The organism is Bariatricus sp. HCP28S3_A7, assembly GCF_052066375.1.
GTDB lineage: Bacteria > Bacillota > Clostridia > Lachnospirales > Lachnospiraceae > Allocoprococcus.
Genome location: NZ_JBQHSG010000024.1, coordinates 1 through 23,216, shown reverse-complemented (window position 1 = coordinate 23,216; position 23,216 = coordinate 1). Strand labels below are relative to the sequence as shown.

Genomic DNA, 23,216 nt, shown 5'->3' with positions numbered 1-23,216 from the left:
CAACTTCAGCAATGTCCATAATATAGATGTATATATGTTAATACAATCAAGGAGGCAATCATAATGAAATTAATTTATCCAGCAGTATTCTATCCTTTTTCGGATGGAAGCGGGGGCTATGTTGTAGAGTTTCCGGATTTGCCTGGATGCGTTACGGAAGGAAAAAATTTAGAAGATGCATTTGAAAATGCCACAGATGCAGCTAGCGGATGGGTTCTCGATGAACTAGAAGAGGGAAATGTTGTTCCGAAGTCTTCTGATTATGATTCCGTAGAAAGGAGGGAAGGCGGTCAAGTAAGCATGGTATTACTTGATATGGACGCCTACGCAGAACGATATGGTGAAAAAGCAGTAAGGAAAAATGTTACAATTCCAGCATGGCTCAATTCTTATGCAGAAAAACAAAAAATTAATTTTTCGCAAGTGTTGCAAGAAGCATTGTTTGCGAGAGCAATTAATAAGTAGAACGGCATGCAAAATAGCACTCGATATTGAGTGCTATTTTGATATATTAAAGCAAATAATGTTCAAATCAAGCGACGCTTGATGTCTTTGGCAAACAGTATCTTAAACAGAGTGCGAATGAATGGCTGTATAAAGAACAACTGCGTAAAGAACGCAAATGGAAAGTTATAGCATACCAGCTTCAGCCAGTTTGCCAACAGTGTAAGTATATGGAAGCCCGCATAATATGGATAGTACAAAATCGCAGCCAGAAAGCTCATGGCCGGGCACATCAGACCGACTGTGGCACAGATTATGGCCGTCTCAAACAGAACAGGATGCGTAGTTCCGGGGTCAAACACCTTACAGGCAAGTTTGAAGGAGCAGGGACTTCCCATTATGCATTCTAATGCATAAGCGAGACAGAACTCGACTAAGATGACTGCCCATATAGGACAAAAGCGCCCGAGCATCATGACTCCTCCATTCAGCCGGATGCCGTCCAGAACACCGGCAGCCCCTTCTATTGATGAAAAATAAGATCCATTTACCACATATAAGCTGTAAAATACATAGGCATGGACGGTGACAATGACTGTGAGTAATGCGAAAATCATTCGCTGAAACTGGTTTCTTGGCATAAAAATTTCCTCCCTTTTGGCATAAAAAAACAAGTATTGCATTTGCAGTAAATCAGTGGAGTGTACCGTGATCAGATTTACGTGCAAAGCACTACTTGTGTCGTTTATCGCCATATTGATTTGTGTTTTCATTATGTTATTTTATCGGTCGGAAATGAAAAAGTCAAGAAATAATAATTGGATTAAGCAAACAAAATTGATGAGCAAAGGAGATACTTTGCATATTTTTGAAGAAGTATGCATATATTAGTAATGGTATTTATATTAATAAAAAATGAGCAAACAAAAAATAAAATGAGCAAACAAAATCAATTGAATTTGTTTGCTTATTTTGTTATACTTTGTTTAATGAAGGGAGTGAAAAACGATGTTAAGCGAAGAGTTGATTGAATTAGCAAATCAAACGATGCATCTAAAAGCTGAGACTCAAACGTTAGAAGTAAAAGCGGCACATGGAGGCTGCCCTAAAAAACTTTATGATACATTATCCAGTTTTTCCAATCAGGACGGAGGCGGAGTTATTTTATTTGGTCTGGATGAATCAAAAAATTTTGCCTGTGTTGGTGTGTATGACCTGCAGGATTTGCAAAAGAAGGTAACAGAGCAATGTAATCAGATGATTCCTCCGGTTAGGGCGGTATTTACAGTGGCCGAGTTGGATGGAGAATTCATTTGTTCAGCTGAAATTCCTTCTGCGGATCTGACGGAACGTCCTTGCTATTATTCCGGAGCAGGGCGAATCAAAGGTTCCTATGTTCGGGTCGGAGATGCAGATCTTCCTATGACAGATTATGAGATATACACTTATGAAGCATTTCGAAAGCATTTACACGATGATGAAAGAGTGATCGAGAGGGCCAAAATGTCACTTCTGGATCAGGATAAGGTTCAGGGGTACCTTTTGCGGATGAGAGAAGAACGACCGGGTTTTTCCAAATTGAGCATGGAACAGGCTTATGAAATGCTGGCAATTACGAGGGATGGGATTCCAACGTTGGCGGCAATTTTGAATTTTGGACTGTATCCGCAGGGATATTTTCCACAGCTTGCAATTACTGCGATTGTTGTTCCGGGGCAGGAGATTGGCGATGTTAGTCAGGACTCTGTAAGATTTTCAGATAATAAACGGATTGAGGGAACTTTGCCGGCGATGCTTTCCGAAGCTATTTCGTTTTGCAAGCGAAATATGAGGGTGCGTACAATTATTGATCCCCGGACCGGAGAACGAATGGATAAGACGGAATATCCTATTGAAGCGATTCGTGAGGCAGTTTTGAATGCATTGATCCATCGGGATTACAGTCATTTCACGGAAGGAACCCCCATCCAGATTAATTTCTTTACGGATCGCATGGAGATTCATAGTCCGGGAGGATTGTATGGAAGAATGACTGTTGAGGATCTTGGTAAATCCCGGCCTGATCTGCGCAATCCGGCGCTTGCGACAATGTCGGAATTTCTTTTGAAAACAGAAAATCGTTATTCGGGTATCCCTACTATTCGACGGGAAATGGCGGCAGCAGGCTTACCGGCTCCTGTGTTCATTAATCGACGAAATGAATTTATAGTTATTTTTTACAACAAACAGCAGACAGAGGAAAACGATGCTGAAAAGGAGCAAAATGGTGGAACGGATACGTTGCTGGAATTTTGCAGAATTCCGAGAACACGCAGGGAAATTGCAGATTATCTGGGAATCAATACTGTATTTTATGTGATGCAGCATTATGTACAGCCTTTGCTTGCAAGTGGAAAACTTGTAATGACAATACCAGAGAAACCGAAAAGCCGGAATCAGAAGTTTGTGACAAAAGAGGAAAGAGAGATGTTCTAATATGAAAGTAGCGGATATGTCAGCGGAGCAAAAGGTGGAATACATGACGACCGAGCCGATCCCACGTTTGGTAAGTCAGATGGCGGTACCGACGATCATCAGTATGTTGGTGACGTCATTTTACAATATGGTAGACACGATGTTTGTGGGAAGGATCAATACGCAGTCGACGGCAGCGGTCGGTATTGTCTTTTCGGTGATGGCAATTATTCAGGCGTGTGGGTTTTTCTTTGGACACGGATCGGGCAACTATATTTCCAGAAAACTGGGCGAACAGAATTTTGAGGATGCTAAGAAAATGGCAGCGACGGGATTTTTTTCTGCATTTATTGTGGGGCTTGTACTTGGTGTGCTGGGACTGATTTTCCTGCGTCCGCTGTCGGTATTTCTCGGATCCACGAAAACGATTCTTCCATATACAATGAGCTATCTTCGGATCATTCTGATCGGTACGCCGTTTATGATGTCTTCTCTTGTAATCAATAATCAGCTCCGTTTTCAGGGGAGTGCATCTTTTGCAATGGTAGGAATTGTGACCGGAGCTGTTTTGAATATTGCGCTGGATCCGATTCTGATCTTTGGATGCCATATGGGAGTGGCAGGAGCGGCTTTGGCCACGGTGATCAGCCAGATCGTCAGCTTCCTGGTATTACTTAGAGCCAGCATGAAGGGCGGGAATTTCAGGATATCGTTCCGGAATTTTACGCCAAACGGACATTATTTTTATAATATATTCAAGGGCGGTGTGCCGTCTCTTTGCCGTCAGGGACTCGGAAGTGTGGCGACGATCTGCATGAATACGACGGCAGGAATTTATGGCGGGATCTATGCGGACGCAGCGATTGCGGCGATGGGAATTGTGGCAAGGATTGCGATGTTTGCGAATTCAGCGTTGATTGGATTCGGGCAGGGATTCCAGCCGGTGTGCGGCACGAATTATGGCGCGAAGCGGTATGACAGAGTCCGGGAGGCTTTTTTCTTCTGTGTGAAGACAGCAGTTGGTGTATTGGTTGTCATCTCGGCGGCGGGATTTGTGTTTGCGGGGCCGCTTGTGCATCTGTTCCGCGAGGACGCTGATGTTGTGCGGATCGGAAGTCTGGCACTTCGGCTTCAGTGTCTGGTATTTCCATTGAATGCATGGATCGTTATGTCAAATATGATGCTTCAGACCATTGGACAGGCGCTGAAAGCATCTGTTCAGGCGGCGGCCAGGCAGGGGTTGTTCTTTTTACCGCTGATTTGGATCCTTCCACAGTTTTTCGGGCTTCTGGGTGTACAGATGTGCCAGACGGTGTCGGATGTGCTGACATTTTCGTTGTCCGTGCCGTTGTGCTTGAGTGTGTTGAAGGAACTGAAATGATTATGGAAGTAATTGGAAATTCTGAAAAAGGGAAAAGAAGTGAATAACTTACCTTGCTGTTATGATTTTTTATTTCATAACTTTCGGTTTTGTGTGCGATTCTATAATATTATTGTCAAAATTCGTAACAAACATTGCCTTTACGGATTATTCTGCATTTCTCTTCCAAAAATCCGTAACAAGCCACCATTTCTATGGATTATCCCATGGTTTTCTCCTAGAAAATCCGTAACATCCCAGCAATACTTTACAATCTAATCATATATCGATCAACTGTCTTGTCACATGCAATGTCATATAATATAATGCCTGTCAATGAGCTTTTATCCCAGCTCATATTCTCGGATTGGCATTCCAAAATCAAAGAAAGCATTTCCCGGAGCAGAATAACAACACAATACCATACAAAGTGAAAGGTGAGAGACATGACATTAGAAGAAGAAATACAGGCATTAAAAAAGGAAAAAATGCGGTCATTCTGGCGCACTATTATGTGAGGCCGGAAGTGCAGGAAATCGCGGATCATATCGGAGATTCTTTCTATCTCAGCAAGGCGGCTGTCGGACTTAAGGAGCAGACGATCGTGTTCTGTGGAGTTTCGTTTATGGGTGAAAGTGCCAAGGTGCTGAATCCGGAAAAGACGGTTTTGATGCCGGATATGGAGGCAGACTGTCCGATGGCACATATGGCAGATGCCGAGACGATTCAGAAAATGAGGGAGAAATACGAGGATCTGGCAGTGGTGTGCTACATCAATTCCACGGCAGAGCTGAAGAAGTATTCGGATGTCTGTGTGACTTCGGCAAATGCGGTTCAGATTGAGAAGGCGCTTCCCAATAAGCATATTTTCTTTATTCCGGATCGGAATCTGGCACATTATATTGCGGAGCAGGTTCCGGAAAAGGAGTTTGTCTATAATGAAGGCTTCTGTCCGACGCATGAACGGCTGCAGGCAGAAGAGGTGCTGGAGGCAAAGATGGAAATGAAAACGGATGTAGTGATCGTAGGAACCGGAGTCGGAGGTTTGTTCGCAGCGCTCAATCTTCCGGAAGAGAAGCAGATCATTATGATCACAAAAGCGGATCTGGAGAGCAGTGATTCGTTCCTTGCGCAGGGCGGAATCTGTGTACTGCGCGACGATGAAGACTACGACAGTTATTTTGAAGATACGATGCGGGCGGGGCATTATGAGAACCGGAAAGAGTCGGTGGATATTATGATCCGAAGCTCCAGAGAGATTATCAGAGATCTGATCGGATACGGTGTGGATTTTGCCAGGGAAAATGGAGAATTAGCCTTTACACGCGAAGGGGCTCATTCAAAGCCGAGAATTTTATTTCATGAGGATATTACGGGAAAAGAGATTACGAGTAAATTAATCACACAAGTAAAGAAACGAAAAAATATTAAAATATATGAATACACAACTATGACGGATGTTGTGGAGGAAGATGGGATCTGTTCGGGCATTGTGGCGACAGCTCAGGATGGAACGGAAATGAAGATTTTTGCGCCGGATACGATTCTTGCAAGCGGGGGAATCGGAGGACGGTATAAACATTCCACGAATTTCCCGCATTTGACGGGAGATGCACTGGATGTGGCGAAGAAGCACGGCATCCGTCTGGAACATCTGGACTATGTTCAGATCCATCCGACGACGCTGTATTCCACAAAACCGGGAAGACGTTTCCTGATTTCTGAGTCGGTGCGGGGAGAGGGCGCGGTCTTATATAATAAGAAGAAAGAGCGTTTTGTAAATGAACTTCTTCCGCGGGATGTGGTGACGAAAGCGATCAAAGAAGAAATGGAGAAGGACGGTACGGATTACGTGTGGCTTTCCATGGAACATATTGATAAAGAGACGATTTTGAAACATTTCCCCAATATTTATCAGCATTGTCTGGAAGAAGGGTACGATGTGACGAGGGAGTGTATTCCGGTTGTTCCGGCGCAGCATTATTTTATGGGCGGAATCTGGGTGGATTCGGACAGCCGGACCTCGATGGAGCATCTGTATGCAGTCGGGGAGATCAGCTGCAACGGAGTACATGGGGCGAACAGGCTGGCGAGTAATTCACTTTTGGAGAGTCTGGTATTTGCCAAACGGGCGGCGAACCGGATTTCCGGTCGGAAAAATGAAGTAAAGCCGGAAGGATCGGTTAAATAACTGGAAAAGATGGGACAAGGAGTGTATAATCAGAGATGAACGAAATAACGATGACATTACAGGCAGATCATTTAATTCTTGAGGCGCTTAAGGAAGACATTTCAAGCGAAGATGTTACGACGAATTCTGTTATGAAAGAGGCTGTGAGAGGAGAAGTACAGCTGATCTGTAAGCAGGACGGAATCATTGCGGGGCTGAATGTATTTGCAAGAGTATTTCAGCTGTTGGATGCCGGGACTGAAGTGGAATTTTTCTGCAAAGACGGTGATGCGGTCAAGAGCGGCGAACAGATGGGCGTGGTGCGCGGCGACATTCGCGTGTTGCTTTCCGGTGAGCGTGTGGCACTTAACTATTTACAGAGAATGAGTGGGATCGCGACCTACACGAATTCGGTTGTGAAGCTTCTTAAGGGAAGCAAAACGAAACTTCTGGATACCAGAAAGACAACCCCCAATATGCGTATATTTGAGAAATATGCAGTCCGGGTCGGAGGTGGCTTCAACCATCGCTATAATTTGTCAGATGGAGTCCTCTTGAAAGATAATCATATCGGAGCTGCCGGAAGTGTGAAAAAGGCAGTGGAGATGGCGAGGGAATATGCGCCGTTTGTCAGAAAGATCGAAGTGGAAGTGGAGAATCTGGATATGGTAAGGGAAGCACTGGAAGCCGGCGCGGACATTATCATGCTGGATAATATGTCACCGGAGGAGATGAAAGAGGCCGTCCGTATCATTGACGGAAGAGCCGAAACCGAATGCTCCGGCAATGTGACGAAGGAAAATATTGCAAGACTGACTGCAATTGGCGTGGACTATATTTCCAGTGGGGCGCTGACACATTCCGCACCGATCCTCGATATTTCCATGAAGAATCTGCATGCAGTGTAGGGTAATTTGATAAAGGAGACTTGTAGAATGACAGGGACACAAAGACGGGAAGAGATTGTAAATACAATCCGCAGCAGTATGGTTCCGGTCTCGGGGAAGGAACTGGCAGCGAGATTTGACGTGAGCCGGCAGGTGATCGTACAGGATATCGCGCTGATCCGGGCAGCAGGATATGATATTATTTCTACCAACAGGGGATATATTCTGAATGCACCGAGCCAGGCAGAGAGAGTTTTCAAGGTGAATCATACCGATGAACAGCTCGAAGATGAACTGTGCTCGATCGTGGATCTGGGGGGCAAGATTATCAATGTGATGGTAAATCACAGAGTTTACGGACGAATGGAAGCGCCGCTTGGAATTACTTCGCGCAGAAAGGTGAAGGAATTTCTGGAAGATATACAAAGCGGAAAGTCCAGTCCGCTGAAAAATATTACTTCGAACTATCATTATCACCGGGTTGAAGCGGACTCGGAGGAAACTCTGGATATGATAGAGGATATGCTTAGGCAGAAAGGATATCTGGTAGAAGCACAGTAACACAAAAGCAGGGCAGGATGTAAGAGTCTGTATCCGGAATAAAAGGAGAAAGAGAGGGAATCATAATGGAAAGGTTTCAAATCAGGAACGAAAGTCTGACGCTGGAGATCGATGCTCATGGGGCAGAGATGAAGTCACTAATAGATAACTGCAGCGGGCAGGAATATTTGTGGTGCGGGGATGCGGCATACTGGGGACGGACTTCGCCTATACTTTTCCCACTTGTGGGAAATTACAGGGAGAAACAAAGCTGTTTCGATGGAAAATGGTATTCACTTTCTCAGCATGGATTTGCCCGGGATATGGATTTTGAACTGGTATCCGAAAAAGGTGATGAAATCTGGTTCGCGTTGGAAGATTCCCCTGAGACTCTGGAAAAATATCCGTTTGGTTTCCGACTGGAATTGGGATACAGGCTGCAGGGACGGGCGGTGGAAGTGCTCTGGAAAGTCACGAACAAAAATGATCGGGAGATGTATTTCTCCATCGGCGGTCATCCGGCGTTCAATTGTCCGCTGAGAGAGGGAGAGAAACAGACGGATTACCGGATCGGGTTCGATACTTGTGAGCCGCTTACGGCCAGTGTGCTGGATGAGAACGGCACGGTGTCCGAGAGGACGAAGGTGCTGGAACTCACGGACGGAATGCTGCAGATTACAGATTCGCTATTTGATGAGGATGCGCTGATCGTGGAACATGATCAGGCCCATAAAGTTGCTTTGTATACGCCGGAAGGTGAAAAATATCTGGAAGTTAAGTTTGAAGCGCCTCTATTCGGAATCTGGTCACCGGCAGGGAAGCATGCGCCGTTTGTCTGCATTGAACCCTGGTACGGAAGAAGTGACCGGGCGGATTTCGGACAGAAACTGGAAGAAAGAGAATGGGGCAATGTTCTGAAAGCCGGAGAAATCTTCACTGCGGCATATCAGATTTGCGTATAAAGCCGAAAAGGGTAAAAAAGGAGAAGGATATGAAGAAGAAAAAATTGACAGCACTGCTTCTTGTCCTTTGCATGGGTGTGGCTGCATTATCCGGATGCGGTTCCAGGGAAGATGCGAAGGAAGATGTGAAAGAAGAGGAGCAGCAGGAGGCAGAGACAGAAGAAGAGAATAAAGAGCCGGAGGAGGCAAAACCGTCAGCGGTGATCAACATTGGTGCAATGAAAGGCCCTACTGCGATGGGAATGGCACAGTTGCTTGACGATGAAAACTATAATGTTTCTATTGTGGCATCTCCGGATGAAATGGTTCCGATGGTTGTACAGGGACAGGTAGATATTGCAGCGATTCCTGCAAACCTTGCAGCGACTCTTTATCAGAAGACGGAGAAGCAGATTAGTGTACTGGCTGCGAATACGCTGGGCGTATTGTATCTGGTGGAAAATGGCGATACAATCCATTCGGCGGCGGATCTGAAAGGGAAAACAATCTATTCCAGCGGCAAAGGAGCAACGCCGGAATATGCATTGAATTCGGTATTGAAGGCAAATGGCCTGGATCCGGAGAAGGATGTGACGGTTGAATACAAATCCGAGCATGCAGAGGTCGTCGCGGCACTGGCAGCAGATACGGCAGCAGTCGGACTTCTTCCGCAGCCGTTCGTGACTACGGCACTCATGAAAAATGAGAATCTGCGAGTGGCCCTGGATCTCAACGAACTCTGGGAAAGCAGTATCGACGATGGAAGCCGTCTGATCACCGGCGTTGTAATCGTGCGGAATGAATATCTGAAGGAACATGAAGACGACGTGAAGATCTTCATGGATGCCTATGAAAAATCCGTCGATTTTGTAAACAGTGATGTGGAGGCTGCGGCAGAGATTATCGGGGCACATGAAATTGTTACGAAGGAAGTTGCAGTAAAAGCAATCCCGGAATGTAGTATCGTATTTATTGAGGGTGATGAATTGAAGACGATGCTGTCCGGTTATCTGAATACACTGTTGGAACAGAATCCACAGATCATTGGAGGAAGTGTACCGGATGATGCGTTCTATTACAAACGATAAACGTAGAGATTCATGGATGAAAAAATACGGAATACAGGTGCTGGCGGCTGCGTTCTGGATCGCAGTCTGGCAGCTGGTCAGTATGTGGCTTGGACAGGAGATCCTTTTGGCATCTCCTGTTTCTGTTATAAAGAAACTGGGAGAGCTGATCGTGACTTACGATTTCTGGAAGTCTGTCGGGTTCAGCTTCGGAAGAATCGTACTCGGGTTTCTGCTCGCGCTGGTGACAGGCTGTATCCTGGCTGTGGTCGCGTATCGGTTTTCCTTCGCGGCGGTCCTCTTTGGTCCGCTGATCACGGTGATCAAGTCGACACCGGTGGCTTCCTTTATTATTTTGTGTCTGATCTGGATACCATCCAGAAATCTGTCGGTATTTATCTCCTTTCTGATGGTGCTTCCGGTGGTGTACACGAATATTCTGCAGGGAATCCGCCAGACAGACAGGAAGCTTTTGGAAATGGCGGATATATTTGGCGTCGGAATGGGCAAACGGATCTGCTATATCTACATTTCCCAGATTCTGCCCTATCTTCTAACAGCCTGTACATTGGGACTCGGGCTCTGCTGGAAGGCGGGAGTTGCGGCGGAGGTGATCGGTGTGCCCTCTGGCTCGATCGGAGAAAAACTGTATCATGCGAAAGTTTATCTGAATACACCGGATCTGTTTGCCTGGACGATCGTGATCATTGTAATCAGCTTTCTATTTGAGAAATGTTTTCTGGCCGGACTTCGCGCAGTCGTCGGCCGGATTGAGAAACATTAGAGGAGGAGCGGTATGGATATCAGGATAAAGGAACTCAGTAAATCCTACGGAGAATTGCATGTATTTAACCGATTTTCCTGTTGTTTTCCGGAAGGGAAAACAACCTGCGTCATGGGAGAATCCGGAATCGGGAAGACGACGTTGATCCATCTGCTGCTTGGTCTGGAAAAACCGGATGCGGGAGAAATTGCAGGGGTTCCGCATGGGAAAATGGCTGCGGTGTTTCAGGAAAACCGGCTCTGCGAGAATCTAAGTGCGGCGGCGAACGTCCGCCTAACTGCGAGAAGAAAACTGGATGAATCGGAAATTCAGGAGGCGTTCCGGGGAGTGAATCTGAAAGAAGTATATCAGAGACCGGTGCGTGAGCTGAGCGGAGGAATGAAACGAAGAGTGGCTATTGTCCGGGCTCTTCTTGCAGATGCAGACTGTGTGGTGATGGATGAACCATTCAAAGGGCTGGACGAAGAAACGAGAAAATTGACTGCGGAGTACGTACGAAGATGTCTTGAGGGAAGGACGTTGATTGTTGTGACGCATGATGCAAAAGATGCCGGCCTACTGGGAGCCGACATCTTGAATCTTAACTAAATCTCAATTTCTCTGTTTTGCACGTTTGGAGTTGTACAAAAACATAAGCAGTGATGAACCGAAAATGATGAGATACCCGATCACACTAAGCGCATCCGGGATGTCATGCCAGAAAAGAAAGCTCCAGATGCTGGCAAAGATCACGATGGAATAGTCGTAGATCGAAATCTCACTTGCCGGTGCATTTGCATAAGCAGCGGTGATTGCAAACTGTCCGCCGGAAGCACAGATACCGGCAAGAAGCAGATACAGAAGCTGAAGCGGGCTCATCGGTTCATAGATGAAGATCAGGACCGGCAGGATCGCGGCGCATGAGAAGACAGAAAAGAAGAATACGATAAAAGAACCGTTTTCTCCTTTCAGTCCCAGTCCGCGAACGGCTGTATAAGCGGCACCTGCACCAAATCCACCCAAAAATCCGAGCAGAGCCGGAAGGGTATCGCCGAAGGCGAAGCCCGGTTTGATGATGAACAGACTGCCAAGGAAAGCCGCGATCACACAGAATGCCTGTGTCGGGGTCACCTTTTCTTTCAAAAAGAAATAAGAAAACAGGATGACGAAAAACGGTGACAGCTTATTCAGCATCGATGCATCTGCCAGATTCATGTGGCTGATCGCATAATAATTGCACAGAATTCCCAAAGTGCCGAAAGCGGAACGCGCAATGAGCAGACCCAGATTACCCTTCTTCCAACGGAAAGCCGCTCCGCTCCGTTTGAGAAGAATTGCGGCGACAACAACTGCTACAAGGTTTCGAAAGAAACTTTTCTGTACGGAAGGTAAGTCTCCTGATAACTTTACAAACATATTCATTAGGGAAAAACAAAACGCAGAAGTAATGATAAACAGGATCCCTTTTTGCTTTTTAGTCATATGCAAAGTCACTCCTAAAGGTTAATCATGCTGCGCCATCCACTCACGAAGGAGCGCACAGTATTTTTTTGTGTCTTCTGCAAAGCACATATGGCGGCATCCATCGAAGAGTTCCCAACGGGAATTCGGAATGGCATCATACATGGTCTTGGCAACAAGCGGGGTGCAGAGATCGTTGGTGCCATTGATGATCAGTGCCGGTTCCTGGATATTTCCGATCTTTTCACGATATTCCCAATTTGCAAGGCTTCCTGACGGTGTAAATTCATTCGGACCCCAGCCGTACAGATAGGCCTCTTTTCCGGATTTTTTCGGACGTCGCAGACATTCCGGTGCATCTTCTGTCACCGCACCGGCGCAGTGCAGCAGCATGAACCGGTCGTTGGCTGCAAGATAATCCGGATCATCGAAATTGCCGCTTTCTTCGGCACGTGCGATTGCATCCTGATCTTCCCTGGACATGAAGCTGATCAATCGGTGCTGTTCATGTGCCCATAATTGAGAAGAAGGAAGCGTGCTGGAGAGGATGACGGATTTGATCCCATCCGGTTTGTAATCGCAGAGATATTCGATGGCAAGCATACCGCCCCATGACTGACCGAGCAGGTGAAGTTCGGTCAGTCCCAGATGCTTTCTAAGTGCCATTAATTCGTTGTCCCATGTCTCGGAACACCACAATTCCGGATGACCGTCCAGATAAGAATTTCCGCATCCGAGCTGATCGTAGGAAATGATGGCGCGGCCGTCTTCCGCAAGCTCATCCAATAATTCGAAATAATTGTGTGTAGAGCCGGGACCGCCGTGGAGTAAAAGCAGAGGCTTTTTGTTTCCGGTACATTCGCCGGCTATGCGGTAATAGGTCTGATATCCCATGAAAGGCATATAGCCTTCTGTAATTTTCATTCTTTTGTACCTCCTGAAGTTTTTCATTTTCATTCTTTTCAGACATTTGGAGCAAATTTGCTCCGGCATTGTTATTATAGCATTTGGAAAAAAGCAATACAATGAATGAATCAAAAAGAATACAGAAGATGGCTACAGGGAAAGACAGAAGAAGAGAGAAGAAGGTTGCGTGATGCGGAAGAATTCGTTATACTGGGAGAGGAAGTCTTAGAGGAGAATTGTATGGAGAGGGGGAAGAAAGGTGGAAAAGTCGACATCAATGACAGAAGGAAGTATCTGGCGCCAATTGATCCGATTTGCAGTACCGTTGATTCTGGGAAATCTATTTCAGCAGCTTTATAACACGGTCGATTCTATTATCGTAGGAAATTATATAGGAAAGCATGCACTCGCGGCAGTCGGGGCCTGTGGTGCATTGATCGATCTGTTGCTGGCATTTTGTATTGGGGCATCTGTGGGTGCGGGAGTTGTGATCGCGCAGCAATATGGTGCCAAAGATGAGAGAGGAGTAGAGAAAGCTGTTCACACAACTGTTGCAATCGCAATTATTTTCGGACTTATCATGATGGCGATTGGCATATCGGCAGCTCCGATATTTCTGAACTGGATGGGAACACCAAAGGAAGTGCTGCCGCAGGCGGTGCTTTATATGCGGATTTTTTTTGGTGGAATGCTGTTTTCCGTCGTTTATAATTATGCCGCAGGAATTCTGAATGCGGTGGGAAATTCGGCAAAAGCATTGCAGTATCTGATGATTGCTGCCGGATCCAACATTGTTCTGGACTGGATTTTTGTAGTTGTATTTCATATGGGTGTAGAAGGGGTAGCACTTGCTACAGATATTGCGCAGTTTATTTCCTGTGTATGTATTCTGCAGTACTTGATGAAAAGTAAGGATCTGTATCGTTTAAAACTGAGGAGCATCCGGTTGGATAAGATTATGGCCGCCAGAATCATTCGGATCGGCATCCCGGCTGGAATTCAGAATATGGTAATTTCTTTTTCCAATGTTGTGATTCAGGCAAATGTGAACCGCTTTGGGGCGGATCTGATGGCGGCATTTGCGGCGTACATTAAGATTGACGGATTCAATATCCTTCCGGTGCTAAGCTTCGGAATGGCGGCGACAACATTTGCCGGACAGAATGTAGGGGCTAAACGCTATGACCGGGTGAAGAAAGGCGTTCTGGTATCCGTAAGCATGGGAGTCATTTACTCGCTGTGTTCGGGAACTCTGTTGTTTCTCTTCGGAGGGAACATCCTGCATATTTTTGTGGACGATCCGCATGTGGTGGAACTGGGTGTATATATTCTGCGGTTTTTCTGCCCATTCTATTTTATACTTGCGATTATGCAGATTCTGGCAGGATCCATCCGCGGAACAGGAAAAACACTGCCACCGATGTTTATTATCATTTTTTCGCTTTGCATTTACCGGATCATCTGGCTGAACGTTACAGTACCCAGATTTGGTGAGATGAAATGGATCTTTATGGCATATCCAATCTCATGGATCATCGGAGCATCACTGATGGTTCTCTATGCCTGGAAGGCGAAATGGATACCGAGGGAAGAAATTGATGAATAAATTGAAATAAAAGCTTGACAAAACCAGTTGCTGTTTGGTATTATATACAAGCAATTAGGAACAGCAACTGGTCAAGAAATAAAGAACGATAAAAAAGTACTTGACAAAATGATAGCTGTTCACTATAATAATAAGAGTCATGCGGGTGTAGTTCAATGGTAGAACACCAGCCTTCCAAGCTGGATACGTGGGTTCGATTCCCATCACCCGCTTTTTTGATACCCTTTTTTGGGAAACAAGAGGAAACAATAGAAATACGCTGTTTGCTGATGGAGAAAGTTGGGGGCATCCTCGGAAGGGAAATGCGAATGAAAAAATCAGAACGGATTAAAAAGGCACTGGAAATGGAGCTTCGGGAACACAGAAGTTCTTTTATTGTTTATATGGTGTTACGTGCACTTGTAATCATCTGTATGGTTTTGCAGATCTTAAATCGGAATTATGAAAATGTGTTTCTGTGCATACTGACGCTGTTTTTGCTGGTGGTGCCGAGCCTGATCCAGCTTCAGCTTAAGATCGAGCTGCCCACAACGTTGGAGATCATCATTCTGCTGTTTATCTTTGCGGCGGAGATTTTGGGAGAAATTCAGGAATATTACATCAAAATTGCAAATTGGGATATGATCTTACATACGCTGAATGGTTTTTTGATGGCAGCGATCGGATTCTCTCTGGTGGATATCCTGAACCGGGAAGAAAAATTAAAGTTTGAGCTCTCCCCGGCTTTTATGTCAGTTGTGGCTTTTAGTTTTTCGATGACGGTCGGAGTCTTGTGGGAATTCTTTGAATATACAATGGATTCCTTTTTCGGATTCGATATGCAGAAAGATACGATTATTCACACGATTAGCTCCGTAATGCTCGATCCAAATGGCGGAAATGTACCGACGACCATAAAGGGAATCACAGATGTTGCAGTGAATGGTCAGAGTCTGGGGCTTGGCGGTTATCTGGATATCGGGCTTCATGATACTATGGAAGACTTGTTTGTGAATTTTATTGGTGCAGTCATTTTTGCTATTATCGGATATTTTTATATGAAGAAGAAAGGGCAAGGAAAAGTGGCAGCACGTTTTATACCAACCTTGAAAAAGAAAGAGCGTGATTTCCTTAAAATTGTGGAAGAAAGCGAATTAGATAAGGAACAGGTGAAAAAAGAAGAAACGAAAAAGGAGCAAAAGTCAGAATGAAATGGATGAAGAAAAGAAAATGGATTCGCTTATTGAGTGTGGCTCTTGTGGCGGGTATCCTGACAGTAGGATGCGGTGCCAAGAAAGATGCCTCGGGCGAAGAGAAAACAGGAACTGAAAAATCCGAAACCGCAAAAACGGAATCTGATGCAACAGAAGACAAAACTGCGATTTCCGGAAAACATCATGTAGAGATTAATGTAAAAGATTATGGAACAATCAAGGTGGAACTGGATGCAGATACGGCTCCGATTACAGTGGAGAATTTCATGACACTCGCCGAAGACGGATTTTACGACGGACTGACATTCCACAGAATTATTGATGGATTTATGATTCAGGGCGGTGATCCAAACGGAAACGGGACCGGAGGCTCCGATACGAAAATCAAAGGAGAATTCGAAGGCAATGGAGTGAAGAACGATATTTCCCATGTAAGGGGAACCATCTCCATGGCGAGATCCAATGCGAATGACAGTGCCAGTTCCCAGTTCTTCATTGTGCAGTCAGACAGCCAGTATCTGGATGGCGAATATGCCGGGTTCGGAACAGTGACAGAAGGAATGGAGATCGTGGATCAGATTTGTAAGGACACACCGGTGCAGGATAGCAACGGTACCGTGGCTGCAGAGGATCAGCCGGTGATTGAAAGTGTGAAAGTGATTGATTAGAATATTGTTGTAAAAAGGACAGAGAGTTCTGCGATAGCGGGGCCCTCTGTTTTTTTTCTGTATTAAAACAGGTAATTTCAAGATGCAGGTATTTTGCATCTTGGCTGCAAAAGTGGATACAATAGAAGTATGGAATTTGAAATATATTTTGGGAGGAAAACAGAAATGGATGAACATGTATTAACACAGGAAATGATGGAAGAATTTCGAGAGTATTTAAATTGGAAGAAAAAGAGCTGACAAAGGGGGAGTATCTGCGTCTTTTGCATGCGGCAGACATTCGCCCACAGCTTCATCTTATATTGGAAACGATTTGCAGTACAGGAATACGTATATCAGAACTGCGGTTTTTTACTGTAGAAGCGGCTCGCGATGGGGTTGTGAATGTGAGCTGTAAAAATAAGAACAGAACCATCTTGCTTCCCGGAAAACTTCGCAGGAAGCTAATGGATTACGCAAAGAAGAAGAGAATCTTCTCGGGGGCAATCTTTATCACGCGAAATGGAAATCCGCTGAATCGAAGTAATATCTGGGCACAGATGAAATCGCTCTGTGAAGCGGCTGGTGTAGCGGCGAGCAAGGTGTTTCCGCATAATTTGCGTAAGCTGTTTGCAAGGACTTTTTATAATATTGAGAAAGATATTGCAAAATTGGCGGATATATTGGGGCATAGCAGTATTGATACTACCCGGATTTATATTATGACTACCAGTGGTGAACATCGGAAGAAGATTGAACGGCTTGGGCTTGTGGTGTAGAGATAAAAAATACTACATAATTTCCATTGAACAAAATCGCTGCGCGATGGCCTGCCAAGGCTGTGGCGCAGTTTTTACTTTGAAATATAAAAAGCAGTGGTAGCCAAGTCCTAAAAGTAGTATTGTTAAATCACCACAAAATAACAATCAAACAGGATCGACACCACCACTGCCATGAACAGATTAACATATATTATCATTTTAGACAAGTGTTTTTACGATGCCCATGCGCCTCCAAATATAAGGATAAGGACTTCTTGACGGAAAATTCTTTTACTATATTGGAGGACATTTCGATGAATGAAAAATACCTTTTTAAATTACTGCAGGATATGCAGTTAAAAAATTTTACATCAAATACATGTGAAGACTATTATCGTTTTGTGAAAAGATTTCTTGATTTCACTAATAAGGATGCCATGTCCATTACCTACGCTGATATTCGGAAATTTATATTCTACATGAAAGATCATGAGAACAAAAAAGCTTCCACAATTAATGTCTATACTGCAGCGATCCGTTTCTTCTTTGAATACACTCTTGGATATGTGTGGGATTCCAAAAAAATACCAAAAATGAAACGCGACAGGCAGCTCCCTATAATTCTTACCCGGGAACAGGTAAACCTACTTATTGATTCTATGGATAACTATAAGCACAAGGCCATCACTGCAACGATGTATTCCTCCGGTCTTCGGGTCAGTGAAGTCTGCCATCTGCGCTATGAAGATATCCGCAGGAAACAGATGATGATACATGTTCCATTGTCAAAGAATCGACAGGACCGCTATACCATATTAAGTGACAGGAACCTGGAAATCCTTACAGAATACTGGTACCGTTTTAACCGCCCGATGGGATGGCTGTTTCCAAGCACAGTAAGGGATGAGCCACTTACCAGTTCAACCGTTCAACTATTCATAAAAAATCATGCACGGAAACTCGGGCTTCCGGAAGGGGTAACACCGCATACAATGAGGCATTGCTTTGCCTGCCACGCACTTGAAGACGGAGTCAGCCATACATTTATCCAACAACTGTTAGGCCACCGCAGCCCGAATTCCACGGATGTGTATCTGCAGATGACATCCAAAGCACTTATGGGTATCCGGAGTCCCTTTGATACTTTTGAAAAAAAGGATGGGGAGGGCAGCCGTGATGAATGATAATCCTACCATGCAGGATGTCCTCCGGCATTTCTATCCGAAATATCTGGACTCTTACACACCCACTGCAAGTCAGGCAAAAACCGTACATCATATCCTAAACTGCAAGACTGGTGCATATGGAGCCAATATCTCTGAATGTGACACATGCGGACATATCCAGTACCATAACAATTCCTGCCGTGACAGATCCTGTCCGATGTGCCAGGCGTTAGCGAATGAATTATGGGTTGATGCACAGAATGAACATGTATTGGACATTGATTATTACCACCTTGTCTTTACCTGTCTAAGTGAGTTGAACCCATTGATCTACTGTAATCAGAAAGAGTTGTATTCTCTCTTTTTTCATGCTGTGGCAGAAACCATCCAGGAGCTTTCAGAAGACCCTTCCCATATGGGAGGCACCCCCGGATTTATCAGCATTATGCATACGTGGGCATCCAATCTTTCTTACCACCCGCAAAGGAACTGGAAGATTATACGGTTTTGGTGACGCAGGAAGGTACCACATTTGTGGTGACAAATACGTATGATGAGGGTACCCCTGAAAATCCGGAACAACCTGAAAATCCGGATCAACCCGGAAATCCTACGCTCCCGCAGACTGGACAGCTCTGGTGGCCGGTTCCGGTACTTGTGGCCGGAGGCTTGCTCCTTATAGTAATCGGAGTGCTGCGTCGGAGAGGAAATACACATGAAAAATAAAGGGATTATTTTTATCCTGTCAGGGCTGCTGCTGATTGCGGCAGCCTTTTTCCTTACAGGATATAATATTTATGATGAATATCGGGCAAAGTGTTCTGCCCGTCAGGCATTGGATGAAATCCGGATAGAGGAGCAGGATGAGGAGGAACAGGAAGATGAACCGGAAATACCGGATTATATTTTGAATCCGGATATGGAGATGCCGGTGCAGCGGATTGATGGCGTGGAGTATATCGGGGTTCTTCAGATTCCGTCTTTGAATCTGGAACTTCCGGTCGTCAGCAGCCTAAGCCCCCCGAGTCTGAAGATTGCACCTTGCCGTTATGAAGGCTCCGCGTATAAGGATGATCTGATTATTGCCGCACACAATTACGTTTCTTTCTTTGGAAATCTGAGTAAACTGCAGGCTGGAGACCCTGTTCTTTTCAAAGATGTGGATGGAAATGAATTTTCATATGAAGTGGCGGAGATGGAAGTACTTCAGGGGGTGGCCGTGGATGAGATGATGAGTGGAGACTGGGATCTGACGCTCTTTACCTGTACATTAAGTGGGCAGAGCAGGACGACGATACGGTGCTTGAGGATGAATATATAGAATGCCTGCTAATTATAAGAAGGATTAGGGCAGGAAAATAATACGGGTGTTGAAATCCGTTACAGGATATGTTAGACTTCCAACAAGACACTTTTTCAGTATATCATAGGTAACCAGCAGAAAAGGGGAGAATATAAGGTTTATGATAGTAATTCTATGTATTGACGATGCCGGAGGCATGATGTTCAACAAGCGCAGACAGAGCCGCGATAAAGTGGTAACGGGAGACATCCGTAAGATCTGCGGAGACGGAAAACTTTGGATTCATCCATTTTCGGAAAAATTATTTGCATCGGCAGGAGAACTGAGAGACAGAGAGGAAGCCGGTGATATGCAGATCATAAGCTCAGAACAGTTTCTGGAGATGGCACAGGAGGGAGAATACTGTTTTGTAGAAAATGCAGAACTGAAGCCATACGTTTCCAGAATTGAAAAACTGATCGTATATCATTGGAATCGGAGATATCCGGCGGATCAGTATCTGGACCTGCAGCTTGAGGAGTGGGAAAAGACAGAAAGTGTGGATATGAGGGGCAAATCACATGAAAAGATCACGAAAGAGATTTACATAAGGGGAGAAAAACAGAATGATTAAAAGAAATAGAATCATTACTATTGCACTTTGCACTCTTCTTGCATTTTCGCTGGCGGGATGTGAGGAGGCGGGAATTTTTGCGGAAGAAAATGCGCAGATGTGGGAGAATTCCGGTGCAAGCTCGGTCGCGCAGGTTCAGGAATATGACGGAGAACCTTATGTGGTCATCAACGATGATGAGCCGGATTTTACAGAGGATGAGCTGCAGCCGGAGGCATATGAATCTTACAGTGAGCTGGACGGATTGGGAAGATGCGGGGTGGCAGAGGCTGTGATCGGCGAAGAACTGATGCCCACGGAGAAAAGGGGAAATATCGGCCAGGTGAAACCGTCCGGCTGGCAGACGGTGAAATACGATAATGTGGATGGAAAATATTTGTACAACCGCTGTCATTTGATTGGATATCAGCTTACGGCGGAGAACGCAAATGAAGAAAATCTGATTACAGGAACACGCTATATGAATGTGGAAGGGATGCTTCCGTTTGAGAATATGGTGGCGGATTATATCCGTGAGACAGGGAACCATGTGATGTATCGTGTGACACCGGTTTTCGAGGGGGATAATCTGGTTGCGTCCGGTGTGCAGATGGAAGCCAAGTCTGTGGAAGATGACGGAGAAGAGATCTGTTATAACGTATATGTGTACAACGTTCAGCCGGGAATTGAAGTGGATTATGCCACAGGCGACAGTCGGGAAGCTGAGGATACGAAAGAAACAGTAAATTCTGATCGGAAAAATAATTATATTCTTAACACAAACACGAAAAAATTTCACTTTTCTTCTTGCGGGGGAGCAGAAGAGATCAAGAAAGAAAATAAAGAGGAGTATACCGGAACCCGTACGGAGCTGATTGCGCAGGGATATGAGCCTTGTGGAAGATGCAAGCCGTAGAGAAACGTGTATATTTCCGATAAAACTGCAAATCCTAGAATTGATTCCGGAATAGGGAAACCAGAATCTAGAAAACTGGAAAAGGAGGATTTGCAGATGAAGTCAGTCATTTTGAATGGGTTATATATGGAGGAGCCGGAGAAAGCACATCAGTACATCAAGGAGAAACTGGATCTTCCGGACCGGTATGAGAATAACCTGGATACGCTGCAGGACTGCCTGAATGATATGCAGAATACGCATATAGAAGTATTTCACAGCACGGGACGCAGCGAATATTTTCAGGAGATCATGCAGGTGTTCCGGGATGCCGGACGGGAGAATGATGATATCATCATAACTTTGGAGTAGACGAAATAACCCTTTCAAAATATCGAGAATAATGTTATACTTAAAAATAATGTAATGATATGGACGGAGGGTTTTACCAATGAATTTAATAACGATTAAAGAACTATACAAATCCCGGGAAGAATACTTGGACAAGGAAGTCACGATCGGTGGCTGGGTTCGCAGTGTGCGCGGATCCAAATCTTTCGGATTTATCGTTGTAAATGATGGATCATTCTTTGAAACGCTGCAGGTGGTTTATCACGATGCAATGCCGAACTTTGCAGAGATTTCCAAGTTGAATGTAGGGGCAGCCATTATTGTAAGGGGAACACTGGTGGCAACTCCGGAAGCAAAGCAGCCTTTTGAGATTCAGGCGGAAGAGATTGAGATTGAAGGAGCATCTGCTCCGGATTATCCGCTTCAGAAGAAACGCCATAGTTTCGAATATTTGAGAACAATTTCACATTTGCGCCCGAGAACGAATACATTCCAGGCTGTATTCCGTGTTCGTTCCCTGACCGCGTATGCGATCCACAAATTCTTCCAGGAAAGAGGATTTGTGTATGTGCATACACCGCTGATCACCGGAAGTGACTGTGAGGGAGCGGGAGAGATGTTCCGCGTTACCACACTGGATCTGGAGAATCTGCCGAAGAATCCGGACGGAACTGTAGATTACACAAAGGATTTCTTTAATAAGGAAACCAATCTGACGGTAAGCGGACAGCTGAACGGAGAGACATTTGCACAGGCGTTCCGGAATATTTATACCTTCGGGCCTACGTTCCGTGCAGAGAATTCCAATACAACCCGCCATGCGGCTGAGTTCTGGATGATCGAACCGGAGATCGCATTTGCGGATCTGGATGATGACATGATACTTGCAGAGAGCATGCTGAAATATATTATTCGTTACGTGATGGAAAATGCACCGGAAGAGATGAATTTCTTCAATTCATTTGTGGACAAGGGGCTTCTGGAGCGGCTGAATAATGTGGTTAATTCTGAGTTTGCCCGTGTGACTTACACCGAAGCAATTGAGATTCTGGAAAAGAATAATGAGAATTTTGAATATAAGGTATCCTGGGGAACAGATCTTCAGACCGAGCATGAGCGGTATCTGACAGAACAGGTATTCAAGCGCCCGGTATTTGTGACAGATTATCCGAAGGAGATCAAAGCGTTCTATATGAAGATGAACGATGATAACAAGACGGTTGCAGCTGTGGACTGTCTGGTTCCGGGAATCGGTGAGATCATCGGAGGAAGTCAGAGGGAGGATGACTACGACAAGCTTCTTGCCCGTATGAAGGAACTGAACCTGAAAACGGAAGATTATCAGTTCTATCTGGATTTGAGAAAATATGGTTCCACAAGACATGCAGGATTTGGTCTGGGATTCGAGAGATGCATCATGTATCTCACCGGTATGTCCAATATTCGCGATGTGATTCCGTTCCCGAGAACGGTTAATAACTGTGAACTTTAGAAAGTGAGAAAACGCCGCAGATGGAGGCTTAAGAGGCGCCAGCTGCGGCGATGTTTTACTCTGTACATCAGTGGAAAGATGAGAAGAAGGCTTGAGGGGGCATAAGAGGTAGTGTCAAGTAATCTATGAAAAACTGGGCCGAAAAAAACAGGCTCAAACGAACCTTGAAAATTGCAAATATATAAGACGGAAGGCCCTCCGGGGGCTCAGGGCGCTG

At 45.1% G+C, this 23,216-nt stretch carries 24 protein-coding genes, 1 tRNA gene and 2 pseudogenes; 24 read left to right on the top strand and 3 right to left on the bottom strand.

The genetic code is table 11. The annotated features are described in order from the left end of the window. The first annotated feature begins 63 nt into the window (after nt 1-63). Nucleotides 64-465 carry a type II toxin-antitoxin system HicB family antitoxin gene (locus ACTNA4_RS12990; protein WP_441030482.1) on the top strand — a complete coding sequence of 134 codons (402 nt, stop codon included), beginning with the start codon at nt 64-66 and terminating at the stop codon, nt 463-465. Nucleotides 466-527: 62 nt separating this feature from the next. Here ACTNA4_RS12990 and ACTNA4_RS12985 read toward each other — a convergent pair whose 3' ends face one another. Then, nucleotides 528-1,085 (bottom strand): hypothetical protein, encoded by a 558-nt coding sequence (locus tag ACTNA4_RS12985; protein ID WP_441030480.1) that lies wholly within the window; start codon nt 1,083-1,085, stop codon nt 528-530. 367 nt (nt 1,086-1,452) lie between these two features. On the opposite strand from ACTNA4_RS12985, the gene ACTNA4_RS12980 reads away from it, so the two are divergent. The 10 genes and pseudogenes from ACTNA4_RS12980 (at nt 1,453) to ACTNA4_RS12935 (ending at nt 11,235) form a co-directional block, all read left to right on the top strand. Continuing rightward, complete coding sequence (locus tag ACTNA4_RS12980; RefSeq protein ID WP_441030478.1) at nt 1,453-2,919, top strand: ATP-binding protein; 1,467 nt, start codon at nt 1,453-1,455, stop codon at nt 2,917-2,919. Nucleotide 2,920: 1 nt separating this feature from the next. Beyond that, a complete protein-coding gene (locus ACTNA4_RS12975) occupies nt 2,921-4,279 on the top strand; it encodes an MATE family efflux transporter (RefSeq protein WP_441030476.1) in 1,359 nt (452 codons plus the stop codon). Between the two features lie 409 nt (nt 4,280-4,688). Beyond that, nucleotides 4,689-5,225: pseudogene (locus ACTNA4_RS12970) on the top strand (quinolinate synthase NadA); the annotation flags it as partial. A 30-nt stretch (nt 5,226-5,255) separates the two neighbouring features. After that, nucleotides 5,256-6,449, top strand: a complete 1,194-nt coding sequence (locus ACTNA4_RS12965) for an L-aspartate oxidase (RefSeq protein ID WP_441030499.1) — start codon at nt 5,256-5,258, stop codon at nt 6,447-6,449. A 35-nt stretch (nt 6,450-6,484) separates the two neighbouring features. Then, a complete protein-coding gene (nadC, locus tag ACTNA4_RS12960) occupies nt 6,485-7,336 on the top strand; it encodes a carboxylating nicotinate-nucleotide diphosphorylase (protein ID WP_427819499.1) in 852 nt (283 codons plus the stop codon). A gap of 27 nt (nt 7,337-7,363) precedes the next feature. Further along, entirely contained in the window at nt 7,364-7,876 is a 513-nt protein-coding gene (locus ACTNA4_RS12955; RefSeq protein WP_427819501.1) for a transcription repressor NadR, read from the top strand. Between the two features lie 65 nt (nt 7,877-7,941). Next, the gene (locus ACTNA4_RS12950; RefSeq protein ID WP_441030473.1) at nt 7,942-8,817 is read left to right on the top strand and encodes an aldose 1-epimerase family protein; all 876 of its coding nucleotides are present in this window, start codon (nt 7,942-7,944) and stop codon (nt 8,815-8,817) included. Between the two features lie 29 nt (nt 8,818-8,846). Continuing rightward, nucleotides 8,847-9,884 (top strand): ABC transporter substrate-binding protein, encoded by a 1,038-nt coding sequence (locus tag ACTNA4_RS12945; protein WP_441030471.1) that lies wholly within the window; start codon nt 8,847-8,849, stop codon nt 9,882-9,884. Then, entirely contained in the window at nt 9,859-10,647 is a 789-nt protein-coding gene (locus tag ACTNA4_RS12940) for an ABC transporter permease (protein WP_441030469.1), read from the top strand. Before ACTNA4_RS12945 ends, ACTNA4_RS12940 begins: the two co-directional genes overlap by 26 nt. A gap of 12 nt (nt 10,648-10,659) precedes the next feature. Then, a complete protein-coding gene (locus tag ACTNA4_RS12935) occupies nt 10,660-11,235 on the top strand; it encodes an ATP-binding cassette domain-containing protein (RefSeq protein WP_441030467.1) in 576 nt (191 codons plus the stop codon). Nucleotides 11,236-11,238: 3 nt separating this feature from the next. Here the strand turns inward: ACTNA4_RS12935 and ACTNA4_RS12930 are convergent, their stop codons facing one another. Continuing rightward, nucleotides 11,239-12,108, bottom strand: a complete 870-nt coding sequence (locus tag ACTNA4_RS12930) for a DMT family transporter (protein ID WP_441017626.1) — start codon at nt 12,106-12,108, stop codon at nt 11,239-11,241. A gap of 21 nt (nt 12,109-12,129) precedes the next feature. Then, nucleotides 12,130-13,011, bottom strand: a complete 882-nt coding sequence (gene pepI, locus ACTNA4_RS12925) for a proline iminopeptidase (RefSeq protein WP_427807548.1) — start codon at nt 13,009-13,011, stop codon at nt 12,130-12,132. A 241-nt stretch (nt 13,012-13,252) separates the two neighbouring features. Here pepI and ACTNA4_RS12920 point away from each other — a divergent pair, with 241 nt between their 5' ends. From ACTNA4_RS12920 to asnS, 13 genes and pseudogenes are all read left to right on the top strand, one after another. Then, on the top strand, nt 13,253-14,599 hold the full coding sequence (locus tag ACTNA4_RS12920) for an MATE family efflux transporter (protein ID WP_441025301.1): 1,347 nt from the start codon (nt 13,253-13,255) through the stop codon (nt 14,597-14,599). 141 nt (nt 14,600-14,740) lie between these two features. After that, a tRNA-Gly gene (locus tag ACTNA4_RS12915) sits at nt 14,741-14,811 on the top strand. Between the two features lie 96 nt (nt 14,812-14,907). Beyond that, on the top strand, nt 14,908-15,789 hold the full coding sequence (locus tag ACTNA4_RS12910) for a hypothetical protein (protein WP_427807542.1): 882 nt from the start codon (nt 14,908-14,910) through the stop codon (nt 15,787-15,789). Between the two features lie 5 nt (nt 15,790-15,794). Further along, nucleotides 15,795-16,460: a peptidylprolyl isomerase gene (locus ACTNA4_RS12905; RefSeq protein ID WP_427807540.1), complete on the top strand. Its 666-nt coding sequence runs from the start codon at nt 15,795-15,797 to the stop codon at nt 16,458-16,460. A 221-nt stretch (nt 16,461-16,681) separates the two neighbouring features. Continuing rightward, nucleotides 16,682-17,218 (top strand): tyrosine-type recombinase/integrase, encoded by a 537-nt coding sequence (locus ACTNA4_RS12900; protein ID WP_441030465.1) that lies wholly within the window; start codon nt 16,682-16,684, stop codon nt 17,216-17,218. A 296-nt stretch (nt 17,219-17,514) separates the two neighbouring features. After that, nucleotides 17,515-18,384 carry a tyrosine-type recombinase/integrase gene (locus tag ACTNA4_RS12895; RefSeq protein ID WP_441024464.1) on the top strand — a complete coding sequence of 290 codons (870 nt, stop codon included), beginning with the start codon at nt 17,515-17,517 and terminating at the stop codon, nt 18,382-18,384. Next, nucleotides 18,377-18,847 (top strand): annotated as a pseudogene (locus ACTNA4_RS12890) (IS91 family transposase); the annotation flags it as partial. The gene ACTNA4_RS12895 and the pseudogene ACTNA4_RS12890, both read left to right, overlap by 8 nt. A 53-nt stretch (nt 18,848-18,900) precedes the next feature. Beyond that, on the top strand, nt 18,901-19,092 hold the full coding sequence (locus tag ACTNA4_RS12885; protein ID WP_441030463.1) for an LPXTG cell wall anchor domain-containing protein: 192 nt from the start codon (nt 18,901-18,903) through the stop codon (nt 19,090-19,092). Next, nucleotides 19,082-19,687, top strand: a complete 606-nt coding sequence (locus ACTNA4_RS12880; RefSeq protein WP_441030461.1) for a sortase — start codon at nt 19,082-19,084, stop codon at nt 19,685-19,687. The genes ACTNA4_RS12885 and ACTNA4_RS12880 overlap by 11 nt, the downstream gene beginning before the upstream one ends. A 142-nt stretch (nt 19,688-19,829) precedes the next feature. Then, entirely contained in the window at nt 19,830-20,282 is a 453-nt protein-coding gene (locus tag ACTNA4_RS12875) for a ribonuclease Z (RefSeq protein ID WP_427807520.1), read from the top strand. Next, complete coding sequence (locus tag ACTNA4_RS12870) at nt 20,275-21,177, top strand: DNA/RNA non-specific endonuclease (protein WP_441030459.1); 903 nt, start codon at nt 20,275-20,277, stop codon at nt 21,175-21,177. The genes ACTNA4_RS12875 and ACTNA4_RS12870 overlap by 8 nt, the downstream gene beginning before the upstream one ends. A gap of 96 nt (nt 21,178-21,273) precedes the next feature. Further along, entirely contained in the window at nt 21,274-21,528 is a 255-nt protein-coding gene (locus ACTNA4_RS12865) for a barstar family protein (protein ID WP_427807516.1), read from the top strand. A gap of 79 nt (nt 21,529-21,607) precedes the next feature. Further along, on the top strand, nt 21,608-22,999 hold the full coding sequence (gene asnS / locus ACTNA4_RS12860; protein WP_427807514.1) for an asparagine--tRNA ligase: 1,392 nt from the start codon (nt 21,608-21,610) through the stop codon (nt 22,997-22,999). Nucleotides 23,000-23,216 lie beyond the last annotated feature (217 nt).

What these genes read in the sequence shown, in the direction of transcription:
- ACTNA4_RS12990 (WP_441030482.1), top strand. Translation starts at nt 64, where the DNA reads ATGAAATTAATTTATCCAGCAGTATTCTATCCTTTTTCGGATGGAAGC.
- ACTNA4_RS12985 (WP_441030480.1), bottom strand. Translation starts at nt 1,085, where the DNA reads ATGCCAAGAAACCAGTTTCAGCGAATGATTTTCGCATTACTCACAGTC.
- ACTNA4_RS12980 (WP_441030478.1), top strand. Translation starts at nt 1,453, where the DNA reads ATGTTAAGCGAAGAGTTGATTGAATTAGCAAATCAAACGATGCATCTA.
- ACTNA4_RS12975 (WP_441030476.1), top strand. Translation starts at nt 2,921, where the DNA reads ATGAAAGTAGCGGATATGTCAGCGGAGCAAAAGGTGGAATACATGACG.
- ACTNA4_RS12965 (WP_441030499.1), top strand. Translation starts at nt 5,256, where the DNA reads ATGGAAATGAAAACGGATGTAGTGATCGTAGGAACCGGAGTCGGAGGT.
- nadC (WP_427819499.1), top strand. Translation starts at nt 6,485, where the DNA reads ATGAACGAAATAACGATGACATTACAGGCAGATCATTTAATTCTTGAG.
- ACTNA4_RS12955 (WP_427819501.1), top strand. Translation starts at nt 7,364, where the DNA reads ATGACAGGGACACAAAGACGGGAAGAGATTGTAAATACAATCCGCAGC.
- ACTNA4_RS12950 (WP_441030473.1), top strand. Translation starts at nt 7,942, where the DNA reads ATGGAAAGGTTTCAAATCAGGAACGAAAGTCTGACGCTGGAGATCGAT.
- ACTNA4_RS12945 (WP_441030471.1), top strand. Translation starts at nt 8,847, where the DNA reads ATGAAGAAGAAAAAATTGACAGCACTGCTTCTTGTCCTTTGCATGGGT.
- ACTNA4_RS12940 (WP_441030469.1), top strand. Translation starts at nt 9,859, where the DNA reads ATGATGCGTTCTATTACAAACGATAAACGTAGAGATTCATGGATGAAA.
- ACTNA4_RS12935 (WP_441030467.1), top strand. Translation starts at nt 10,660, where the DNA reads ATGGATATCAGGATAAAGGAACTCAGTAAATCCTACGGAGAATTGCAT.
- ACTNA4_RS12930 (WP_441017626.1), bottom strand. Translation starts at nt 12,108, where the DNA reads ATGACTAAAAAGCAAAAAGGGATCCTGTTTATCATTACTTCTGCGTTT.
- pepI (WP_427807548.1), bottom strand. Translation starts at nt 13,011, where the DNA reads ATGAAAATTACAGAAGGCTATATGCCTTTCATGGGATATCAGACCTAT.
- ACTNA4_RS12910 (WP_427807542.1), top strand. Translation starts at nt 14,908, where the DNA reads ATGAAAAAATCAGAACGGATTAAAAAGGCACTGGAAATGGAGCTTCGG.
- ACTNA4_RS12905 (WP_427807540.1), top strand. Translation starts at nt 15,795, where the DNA reads ATGAAGAAAAGAAAATGGATTCGCTTATTGAGTGTGGCTCTTGTGGCG.
- ACTNA4_RS12895 (WP_441024464.1), top strand. Translation starts at nt 17,515, where the DNA reads ATGAATGAAAAATACCTTTTTAAATTACTGCAGGATATGCAGTTAAAA.
- ACTNA4_RS12880 (WP_441030461.1), top strand. Translation starts at nt 19,082, where the DNA reads ATGAAAAATAAAGGGATTATTTTTATCCTGTCAGGGCTGCTGCTGATT.
- ACTNA4_RS12875 (WP_427807520.1), top strand. Translation starts at nt 19,830, where the DNA reads ATGATAGTAATTCTATGTATTGACGATGCCGGAGGCATGATGTTCAAC.
- ACTNA4_RS12870 (WP_441030459.1), top strand. Translation starts at nt 20,275, where the DNA reads ATGATTAAAAGAAATAGAATCATTACTATTGCACTTTGCACTCTTCTT.
- ACTNA4_RS12865 (WP_427807516.1), top strand. Translation starts at nt 21,274, where the DNA reads ATGAAGTCAGTCATTTTGAATGGGTTATATATGGAGGAGCCGGAGAAA.
- asnS (WP_427807514.1), top strand. Translation starts at nt 21,608, where the DNA reads ATGAATTTAATAACGATTAAAGAACTATACAAATCCCGGGAAGAATAC.